Annotated in this window: 8 protein-coding genes; all 8 read left to right on the forward strand. The window is 43.4% G+C overall.

Going from position 1 to position 10,691, the window contains the following annotated elements; all coding sequences use genetic code 11:
- The first annotated feature begins 224 nt into the window (after positions 1 to 224).
- The 8 genes from LGZ98_RS21860 (at position 225) to LGZ98_RS21895 (ending at position 10,670) form a co-directional block, all read left to right on the forward strand.
- Positions 225 to 839: a plasmid pRiA4b ORF-3 family protein gene (locus LGZ98_RS21860; protein ID WP_113042598.1), complete on the forward strand. Its 615-nt coding sequence runs from the start codon at positions 225 to 227 to the stop codon at positions 837 to 839.
- Positions 840 to 1,668: 829 nt separating this feature from the next.
- Positions 1,669 to 3,426 (forward strand): type VI secretion system baseplate subunit TssF, encoded by a 1,758-nt coding sequence (gene tssF / locus LGZ98_RS21865; RefSeq protein ID WP_223121436.1) that lies wholly within the window; start codon positions 1,669 to 1,671, stop codon positions 3,424 to 3,426.
- Positions 3,427 to 3,451: 25 nt separating this feature from the next.
- Positions 3,452 to 5,368, forward strand: a complete 1,917-nt coding sequence (locus tag LGZ98_RS21870) for a lipase family protein (RefSeq protein ID WP_262978578.1) — start codon at positions 3,452 to 3,454, stop codon at positions 5,366 to 5,368.
- Positions 5,365 to 6,120 (forward strand): hypothetical protein, encoded by a 756-nt coding sequence (locus LGZ98_RS21875; protein WP_214053075.1) that lies wholly within the window; start codon positions 5,365 to 5,367, stop codon positions 6,118 to 6,120. The genes LGZ98_RS21870 and LGZ98_RS21875 overlap by 4 nt, the downstream gene beginning before the upstream one ends.
- 101 nt (positions 6,121 to 6,221) lie before the next feature.
- Positions 6,222 to 6,962 carry a hypothetical protein gene (locus LGZ98_RS21880; RefSeq protein ID WP_228901836.1) on the forward strand — a complete coding sequence of 247 codons (741 nt, stop codon included), beginning with the start codon at positions 6,222 to 6,224 and terminating at the stop codon, positions 6,960 to 6,962.
- A 123-nt stretch (positions 6,963 to 7,085) separates the two neighbouring features.
- Complete coding sequence (locus tag LGZ98_RS21885) at positions 7,086 to 9,065, forward strand: type VI secretion system Vgr family protein (RefSeq protein ID WP_262978579.1); 1,980 nt, start codon at positions 7,086 to 7,088, stop codon at positions 9,063 to 9,065.
- Positions 9,062 to 9,853, forward strand: a complete 792-nt coding sequence (locus LGZ98_RS21890; protein ID WP_262978580.1) for a DUF4123 domain-containing protein — start codon at positions 9,062 to 9,064, stop codon at positions 9,851 to 9,853. Before LGZ98_RS21885 ends, LGZ98_RS21890 begins: the two co-directional genes overlap by 4 nt.
- A gap of 202 nt (positions 9,854 to 10,055) precedes the next feature.
- The gene (locus tag LGZ98_RS21895; RefSeq protein WP_191214865.1) at positions 10,056 to 10,670 is read left to right on the forward strand and encodes a hypothetical protein; all 615 of its coding nucleotides are present in this window, start codon (positions 10,056 to 10,058) and stop codon (positions 10,668 to 10,670) included.
- Positions 10,671 to 10,691: the final 21 nt, after the last annotated feature.

The raw sequence follows: 10,691 nt of genomic DNA on the forward strand, positions 1-10,691 counted from the left end.
CGAAGAAACCAATAACTAACTGAAAAATAGTCAAAATATCCACCTTAAGCACTGTATATCTTAAAGAAACATTAGCCGCTGAAATTGATGACATGATCCAAATTTTTCATACAAAGCTAAGCATGCTGGCATTCCAGTAAATCCAGCCAGGAAAATTCAATAAAATATTGACAATAGATGGCACACATGGAAAGAATCATCTCAAAACCATTAGGAGATTAGTGATGAATGAAAAATTCTATCAATTAAAAATAACACTTACAGACTCAAAACCCGCTATTTGGCGGCAATTTGTCGTTCCCGCCTCTATTTCATTTGACCGGCTGCATGATGTGATACAGATCGTTATGGGATGGCAGGATAGTCATCTACATGAATTTCGTATTGGTAAATTGCGACTGACAGAAATGCCAGAAAACCCATCTGATGGCAAGGAAGAAGATTTATACCGTCTGGCTGATCTGATTAAACAAAAAGGGCGATCTTTTACCTATCTCTATGATTTTGGCGATGAATGGGAACACGAAATTACTTTAGAAAACAGTGATTATCCGGCAAATGATCTTCCGCTTCCTTTTTATTGTCTGGATGGCGCTCGCGCCTGTCCCTTTGAAGATACCGGCGGGATTGATGGTTATGAAGATTTAATCACAATACTGAATTATCCTGACCATGAGGAATATGCAGAAACGCGGCTATGGATAAGCGAATTACTTGATTTGGATGAAGATGAACATTTCGACTTCGAGCAATTTCCCATTAACAATATTAATGCTTTCCTGGCGCTCTATTATCGCTGGTCACGAGATCGCTACCATCTCTTGTGGGATTGGGAGTGAATTTAACAAAGGGACAAATCTATCATCATTGGGAAAAGTTTCAGATGAGTCACTATGACAAACACCGTGACTTAATTTGAATTAATTTTTCCCATGGAATTAAATGATACTTAACTCAGTATCAAGTGCAGTTTCTGCGGTATTTTCAGATTAGCCCTATCAAGCTGCACTGGTATTTAATACCATCATCATCACTCATCTGATATTAAATACAGCAACTATCACATCAGGTATTACTATTGCCGACCATTCTTATCAATCAATAGGAAATACAAACCGCATGCAAAGACGAAGCATGCATATAAGATTCTCTTCTTTCACCACTCCTTTCCGGTGGCATTAACAAAGTTATTAAAACAACGACTAAATAGATAATGCCATTAATCATCATAACAGATTGTAATAAAAATATTTTTTAATTAGCAAATTCGAGATGGCTTGATATCTCTTTGACTCCATATCGAGTTTATAACACTTTCTTACAAATTTATATTTTTGTAAATTTGAAAAAAATTCTTGCTATATGATGAATGTTTAATTATTAATTAACCTCCATCAAATGGACTATATTTAAAAAAATTACCCCCTGTTCCCCTTATTCCTGGGGATTAACTGATCAGGATTGATTTCTGTCTTCCTATCATTCAACTCGCCATTATTCATGCGATAAGCGCTGTTTTTATCGGTGATGATGGGATTTTTACTATGTTATTTCTTTGGCAAAAGAATTGATTATTTCAACTCTGGGCAAAATATGAAACCCCTGTGGGGCCACACTAATCGCCTCACAAACGTCTTTCCAGATAAAAACCTTATAGGACAGTGTATTATGAATAAAAAAGAGTCTCTATTCCTACAAGAATTGCAATATATACGGCAATTGGCGCAGGAAGCCGCAAAAGAAAATCCGCACCTGGCAGATTTTTTATCTGAAGGTGCCGGTGATCCGGATATTGAGCGAGTGATGCAGGGCTTTGCGCTGTCAGCCTCCCGTATTCGCGAAAAAATTGAGGATGAGTTTCCCGAACTCACATCAGGGATGCTGGCTCATATTTGGCCATATGCCATGTGCCCGGTCCCGCCCACGAGCATAGTTCAATTTTCACCCACAGGGAAACATCACCTGAGCGCGATGACGCTACCCGAAGGAGCGCCGGTTTTTGCCGGTGAAGGAGAAGAGGAAGTCAGTTTTGAAACCTGCTGCCCTCTGCATATCGAACCACTGGCGGTGATTGACCGGCAACTGAACGCAACCCCAGAGTACAGTGAGATAACGCTAACACTGCAATGTTCGGAGAATACCTCAGAGTGGCGCAGCCAACCGCTAGATTTCTTTCTGGGCAGCGATCGTCTGCAAGCCGCTGAATTAGCCTTATGGCTTGACTTTAATCTGTGTGATGTCTTTTTGCGAACACAGGACAAAACCATCAGGCTTGATGACAGTTACCCAGTCCCGGCATTGTGGGGAACCGCACGGCAGGTTGCCATCCTGCCGGCGATGAAAACCACGCCATACTCTATCTTGCAACTGATGACTGAGTACTATTACCTGCCCCATGTACATGATTTTGTGACAATTGATATCAAGAAAGATCGTCGATTGGTGGAGTTGAACGCAGACCGGACATTCGAGCTGATTTTTCGGTTTGATGGTCATCTGATGCTAAACGATATTTCCCAAACCTTTCTGTTGGACTGCGTGCCGGTAAGACATCTGGAGCCGATGAGTGAGAAGATCTCGGTAAACAGTGAAGCCAACCATTATCAAATCCCATTGGATTCGACTAAACAACTGTTCAAGCTGAACCACGTTTGCACCTCTACTGAACCAAAGCAGGAGCGCGGGCAACCATACCGCTATCTGCCGATTGAGCAATTCTCCCAAACCGCTCGTTTTCTGCCGGATGCTGAGTTTCTTTATTATTATCAGCTTAGGACCGAACGCGATATGTCGCAGCGTACCCTGCAACATCTGCACTTCTTTGACTGTCATGGTAAACCCGCGGATAACCTGCCGCCACAATCCATTTTTTGTCAATTTACCGGTTATCAAACACGGGCCTCCAACCTAGGTATCGGGGAGATTAATCTACCGGGAGAATATGCCTCAGTGCTGAAAGTAAGCAATATCACCCCAGTTTCTTCTGCTTGCCACTCAACAATGGCGGAGGATCAAATAAGTAGATCGGCCTGGTCAATCATCTCTTTCCTTTCCGTATCACCCTGGATGGCTTTTCAAACCCACTCGTTAAAAGACCTTATCAAGCTATTCGATTTCTCCTCCGATCAGTCATTAAGCAAACGTATCCAGGAACATATCGACGGTATCGTTCGGCTGGATAACATCCCAATAGATCGCCTCGACAAAGGGGTTCCAGTGCGGGGCCATCAACTCGTTCTGACATTGAACCCGGATTGTTATGCCAATCAGGGGGAGATGCATCAGTTCAGTCTGGTGGTGTCACGCCTGATGACGCTTTTCATCAGCATGAGGACTTTTGTGATGATGAAAGTTATGGATGGTCAGACGGGAGAAATCCTGTGGAATTTTCAACACATGATGTTCGGGCTGCGAGCCTATCTGTAACGTTAATTGTAAGGAAATAGTATCAATGAGCAAATTAAGCCCACTCGATTGTCTTGACTGTAAAAACATACTGAAAAACTGGATAGAATTTCAGTTGGTGGATGAACAGGGGAAACCCTTGGTCAATATGCCTTATCGTTTGAAAATCCGTGGAAATCCTCTGCTGGGACGTAAAGGGGTTACCGATGGCAATGGATTGCTAAGGGAAGAAGATATGCCTTCCCATCCGGTAACTCTGTATATCGGCGCCCAACCGCTGGCCGATGAGATGGAACAGCGCCCGTTGCGGGAAAAACGCGGTGAAGAGGCTTCGGTGGTGAAACCAAAAGCAGAAGCCGAAGGCTATCAATATCGCTATGTGACTATCGGGCAGATTAGTGATGGATTGCCGGTGATTAAAGGGTGGGACCCCAAAGACATCCCACCTCCCTATCATTTCCCAGACCCGGAGCCAAAAGGCTATCAGGTCCATCCGGTGAATCGACGATATGTTCTGGAAGTGTGTCCATTTCGGGCTTGGGTTCTGCTGCTACATCATCAGCAGGAGTATTCCATTGTGAATGCTTATAATCAGTGTTTAATGAGCGTGCTGGCCTATGCTGATGGGGATGTTGATATTGAAGGCTCTGTACTTCACTTTTTTAACCGGCAAATGGTGGATGTCTCGAAGTTGCCTTATCAGGTGGAAAAAGCATCGTCGACTCCTGTAGTTTGTGATGTGCCATTTAGTGAACGTTATACCCGGGTGGAGTTTATTGATTCACAAGCAGGGAACAATAAGCAGGGTGATACCAAACTATTTTATGCCGCCAGTAAGAAAGATATGATTATTAGTTGGCGGGGAACCGTTAGCCTGGATAATTACCTGACTGATGCCACTTTCCAGCCATTGGCTTTAAGCTGCGATGATGACAAAGCGTTGTGCAGTGAGTTTATTCATCATGGTAAAGTGCATAAAGGGTTTTGGGAGGCATTTAATCTGGGGGGAAGGTTAATCGTTCCCAGTGATAAGAGTAAAGTAGTATTCAGCGATATTATTATGCTGGCTCAAAAACGAAGATTGTTTGTCTGTGGTCACAGTTTGGGAGGGGCATTAGCATTATTGCACAGTGCACAACTGAAAGAACACAATCCTTGTCTCTACAGTTACGGGATGCCGCGAACATTAACCCGCAGTGCGGTAGAGGAATTGTCTTCTATTATCCACTATCGCCATGTCAATGAAGATGATGTCATCCCTGCTGTGCCATTTGAGCAGGATATGGATAATGTTTTTTTCAATTATTGGGCGCCGGCGGGGTATGACTGGGCAGTGATGAAGTTGTTGTCACCGTCACCGATTGTTCAGGCAATCAAACAGGCGACAGCCAATAAAGAAATCTATTTGCATCATGGTAAAGTGGTTCATTTCTTTCAAGCCAACAGTTGCCCGGAATGGCTGATTTCCGCCCGGAATGCCTCCCTGATAACCGGTGTTGCTGAAAAAATATTGGATAACACCACAAAACTCTACTTAATTCCTGAGTTAAATCAGGAAACAGAAAAGGATTTTTCGCTGGCCGGTGAGCGGCAGAATGCGTTGTTTAATCAGCTCAGTCAACAAGAAAAAGACAAACTGTTTGTTGAAAACAGAAGTGCTGATTTGAAAGGCGGATTCGGTTTTTCTAACCATAGCTCGTATAAATATGCGGGTTATATTGACAAACGCCTCAGAGAGTTATGTGAACCGGATAAGGTTACAGTCTATCAGGATAGTCAGCGTCAATTTAAAGCGAAAATGGACAGTTATAAGATGCTTATCCCTGACAATGTTTACTACCGAAATCTCTATTTTCTGGATATGGATAAGCAGTTAATAAAATCACTGACGGTCAGCCAACAGGAAGAACAAGGGGAACTGGCCTTACAGCATTACTGTGATAAACAGGAACTGTCCGTATGAAAATATTGAAAATAACGCTGTCCTTATTATTTCTCTATTTTATTTACTGGGCGTTTGGCGACACCTTTTTTAACTGGCTTTTTCCTTTTTCACCTGACGAGAAGAAACAGTTGATTACGGTGGAAGGTGTTGCGCCGAAATACACAAAACCGTATGTGTCTGCGCAGTATATCTCAAAAGACTGTCTTAGATATCAGCTTGATGCAGGTATGTCGCCTTATCAAGTGCCGACTTATTATGGGTTGGATTTGGATGTAAAAGCTGATCCGCAAACTGGTTACTTTCAGGCGAAATTGCCTTTCAATGGTGGAGGATGGTGTAAATGGAAAATTAATCAAGCTTCTGTGACGGTAGGTTATACCGATGTCAGCCATTTGGTAAAAGATGCGGTTCAGGATGAAGGCGCGGAAGGAACAGGTTTAACTGCATTTATTAACGATGCGGTTCGGACATATCTTAACGAAACTGCAACATTGAATGTTATAGATTACCACCCAGTTATTTATCCTGTTTTGGAAATAGTTAACAAATTTCCAAAAAGAATATACTTGCGAGGTGAGAAAGCAATGCGTCCATTCAGGTTTATGTTAACGCCAGGAGCGGAGTGGAAAATTACCTATAAACCTAAGTTAGATGAAACCAAAATGCCTAAAATTATTATCCCACCAGGTAAAGAACCTTCAAGAGTTGAATATCCTGATGGCAGAGTTGATTTAGACAGAGATTCTATTGATTACTGGAAAATAAAGTAGTGCTAACAGAGTTTCCAGTAAAAACCATTGACCGTGGGCCAGTAGGAAGAATAAGGAATACTGGCCTTACAGCATTACTGTGATAAAAAGGAACTGTCCGTATGAAAATATTGAAGATAACGCTGTCCTTATTATTTCTCTATTCTATTTACTGGGCGTTTGGTGACACCTTTTTTGACTGGCTTTTTCCTTTTTCACCTGACGAGAAGAAACAGTTGATTACGGTGGAAGGTGTTGCGCCGAAATACACAAAACCGTATGTATCTGCGCAGTATATCTCAAAAGATTGTCTTAGATATCAGTTTGATGCAGGTATGTCGCCTTATCAAGTGCCGACTTATTATAGATTACGTCTGGATGTGAAGTCAGATCCACAAACCGGTTACTTTCAGGAGAAATTGCCTTTCAATGGTGGAGGATGGTGTAAATGGAAAATCAATCAAGCTTCTGTAGCAGTGGGGTATACCGATGTCCGACATCTGGTGAAAGATGCTGTGCCGTATACGGGAACCGGCTTAACTGCATTTATTAATGATGCTGCCCAGACGAATATTAGCGAAATTGCGGCATTAAATACCATTGATTTTAGTCCGGTTATTTATCCTGTTTTGGAAATATCTGAGCAATTCCCGAAGAGTATATTTTTGCAAGGTAGGGTCGATATGTATCCCTTTCGGTTGAGGTTAACGCCGGGTGCAGAATGGAAAATTACTTATAAACCTAAATTAGATGAAACCAAGATGCCAAAAATTACTATAACTAAGGGGAAGGAATGGGTTGAATATCCTAATGGAAGAATTGACCTCCATCGCCAAACGATAGACTACTGGAAGATAAAATAATATCTACCTCTGTAGGAATTGAAGAAAACTTACCATGACAAATATTAAACAATACTTATCGATCTTATCAGTGATTTTAATCACCCATTTCTTAAACACCAACATCAGAAATAAGGAGTCCATATGAACGATGGATTACACTTTCTTTGTCATATTATCGATTTGCCGGAGAAAACTTTTGCGGTAGCTGAATTTTCTCTAGAAGAGGAATTATCCGAATTATTTACCCTATCCTTAACGCTGGTCAGTAAGCGGGCCGATATTGATCTGGAATCACTGTTATTACAGTCTGTGAAATTCCGGGTGGTTTTCAACGATATTGAGCAACGTCAGGTTAGCGGCATTATCACGCAGGCGGTATTAGGTGACACTCATGCTCACCGCACCATTTATTACCTCACCGTCCAGCCCGCTCTCTGGCGGATGAATTTGAATCAGGACAGCCGGATTTATCATCGGCAAAGCGTGCCGGAAATTCTCACCAGTTTGCTGAAAAAACATTGCATCCTGTTCGATTGCCAACTGGATGAGTTTCATTACACACGGGAGTATGTGACGCAAAAACGGGAGTCCGATTATGCCTTTTTTGCCCGGTTAGTTGCCGAAGAAGGGCTGAATTTCTGGTTTGAAGACGACAAGCTGTTTTTCAGTGACAGCCATTTAGGGATGACAGCCAACTTACCGCTGGTCTACAACCCGCAGATAGAGACGGCCACCGAAATGAATGTGATGAATCAGGTGTGTCTGGGCGTCTCCATGACCCCGATGCGGGTCATTTATAAGGACTATAATCCCCAGAATCCCGCTTACCGCCTGACACACCGGGCCAATATCGATCCCAGTGTTGAGGGGCAGAAAACCCTGTTTGAGCTTTTTGAAAGCTATGGCCGTTTTCAGAAAGACGCGGAGGCGAAACCGTTTGTTCAGCGCCGTCAACAGGCCGTTGAGAATCAACGTCAGGCCGGTAGCGGGCAAAGCAACTGTTTTAAACTGATGCCCGGTAAAATCTTTGACCTCAGCGAACACCCGGTTGATGCCATGAATACTCGTTGGCAAATCGTGGCGATCCGTCATCACGGCAAGTGTCCGCAGGCACGGCAAGAAGGTAGCGGAGAGTCAGGATCTTATCTGCATAACGAATTCAGTTTTATTTCGGGTTATAACGACTGGCGAGCGCTATATCGCTACAAACCGCTGGCGGACGGTGATGAAGTGGCAACCGTGGTCGGCCCGGAAGGGGAAGAGATTTATGTCAATGAAGAGGGGTGTATCCGCATCCATTTTCACTGGGATCGTTATGATAAAGCCAATGAAAACGCCTCCTGTTGGGTACGGTTCGCCCAAGGTTGGAATGGCAGCGGTTACGGTTTTATGGCGGTTCCCCGTATCGGTCAGGAGGTGATTGTCTCCTATCTGAACGGCGATATTGATCGTCCGATTGTCACCGGTTGCACCTACAACGGTTTAAACCGGCCCCCGTTAAATTTACCCGCTGAAAAGACCCGCACGACATTTAAAACCCAGACCCATAAAGGGGAAGGTTTTAATGAATTGCGCTTTGAAGATGAGAAAGACCGGGAAGAGATTTACCTGCACGGGCAGAAAGATCTGACCGCCCATATTCAACACGACGCTTATTGGCATATTAAACATGACCATAAACAGCGGATCGATAATAACCGCTATAGCGAAATTTCAGTGGATGATCATCAACATATCAGGGGATCGGGGAAATACAGCACCGATGGAGATGTTTCACACCGTATCTCAGGCAGTCAACATTTACAGACCGGCGATGCGTTGGTGGCTGAAAGCGGTCAGGAAACACACCTGAAAAGCGGCGGTAAAATGGTGATGGAAGCGGCGTCAGAAATTACTTTAAAAGTCGGTGGTCATTTTATCCGGTTAACTCCCGGCGGTATTCTAACCTCCCCGAATTTATCAGTCGGGCAAGGTTCTGCCGGTACTGGCCGTGGGTTGTCTCTGCAACTGCCGGAAGGGGTTGCGCCTCTGCCGGGGGTTAAATTCCCTACCAAACCGTTTTGTGCTGTGCTGGCTCAACAGGAAACAAATTGGGTTATTGATAATCCGGAGGATAAATGAACAAGTCAATAAATTGGCAACAGTGGCTGAGTATCCCTAACAAACCATCGGTTTTCTTTATGCTCAATTCACTCGCGGAACCTAACCCGGCTGCGCTCTTTTATCGCAACGACTGGGTAGAGCAGGCTTTCCCGCTATACAGCAATACACCGTTGGATCACATGCTGGCGCAAAGTCCCTGGCTGGTTCAGCCCAAGTCAGGCTGTCTGTCAACGATAGCTCATTGGCTTGATAGCCAAACTCTGAGCGATAACAGTTGGGGTTGGGCTTACCGCAGTGATCAATCATGGATACAGCAGCTTAATCATTGGCGTTCGCGCCAGCAGGTGATTTTGCAAGAAAAACCGGTGATTTTTCGCAGTATGGACCCGCGTATCCTCAGTCTGTTATTACCGGCAATGATAGTCAGCGATTGGTCAGCATTTTTGACACCGGTGAGTGAGCTGATGATCGATATGCCAGAACCGCAGATTTATTATCGGCCTGAAAATTGCGGCCAAGGTGGCAGTGAATTACCCTTTATTCTGGGTAGTCATTTATTGCATGCCTGGCACCATTCCGATTACGCCCTGCAAGGGATAGCATTTGCGATCAGTGATAATTGCTGGGAAAACCACGGTAAATTGGCTGAGAAACTGGATAAGCCAGAGGGACAATTAGTGGAACAAATTATCAATTGGTTAAAATACCGTTTAGCAAACGGGGATAATATCAGCAAACTTACCTGTGTAGATTACTTACAAACACTGACTGACGACACCCCTTCCCAAAGGTTTATTGAAAGCTGAGAGTTAATATCCTCCCCTGTATGAACGCATCTCAGTTTACAAGGCTTTTGTTGTTCTGATATCGACGAGTAGTTGCAGCTCTGTATCCGGACATGGGCTCCCACGTATGGGCAAAAGAAATGTCTCTGGTTGAGGTCATGACTGCGCCCGTACATTCGGCTTCTTTTTTGCAGATTTTTCCCTGCATAGCCATGACGGATATTTGCGCACCTGCTCCTTAGTAAATCGTGGACTATTAAAAAAAACACAAGCAAAGAAAAGATTTCTCGATTGTTTCCAAGTTTGGTCTGACCATTTTCAGAAAATGGTGTTAACTCGTGCTGCAACATTACATAACGATGCTTTCGAAGAACTTACAATGTCCCATCTAGAAGAAGAACTCGGACATAATCGTGATATCAAAAATAACCGTATAGATTTTGAACCTGTATTTGATCCAGTTCTTGAAGCAGCAAGCTCATGGTTCGCTTATAAAATGACAACAGCAACTGAATTAGAAAAAGTTGTTTTAGTTCATTTGGTGGTTGAAGCCTCAGCTACTTTCTTCTACAAACATATTAAACCTGTAATGGATGATACTACTCCTAAAGCTCACTTTGACGTTCATAGTATTCTAGATGATGAACATGTACGTATGGGCTATGAATTCATATCTAACTACAATATTGAAGATGGAAAGCCTTTATTTGAGATCCAAAATAAAGGCTGGGCTATGTTAATGACAGTCATGTCACGTATCGCTGATTTAACAGTATACGAAAGTAGTGCAACAGGAGACGAATCCCAGGAGTTGGTTAATGAATCTTCAATGGGCTAAAGAAGGCACCCGAAGGGTGCC

The sequence above is a fragment of the Photorhabdus kayaii genome, assembly GCF_025384895.1.
Taxonomy (GTDB): Bacteria; Pseudomonadota; Gammaproteobacteria; order Enterobacterales; family Enterobacteriaceae; genus Photorhabdus; species Photorhabdus kayaii.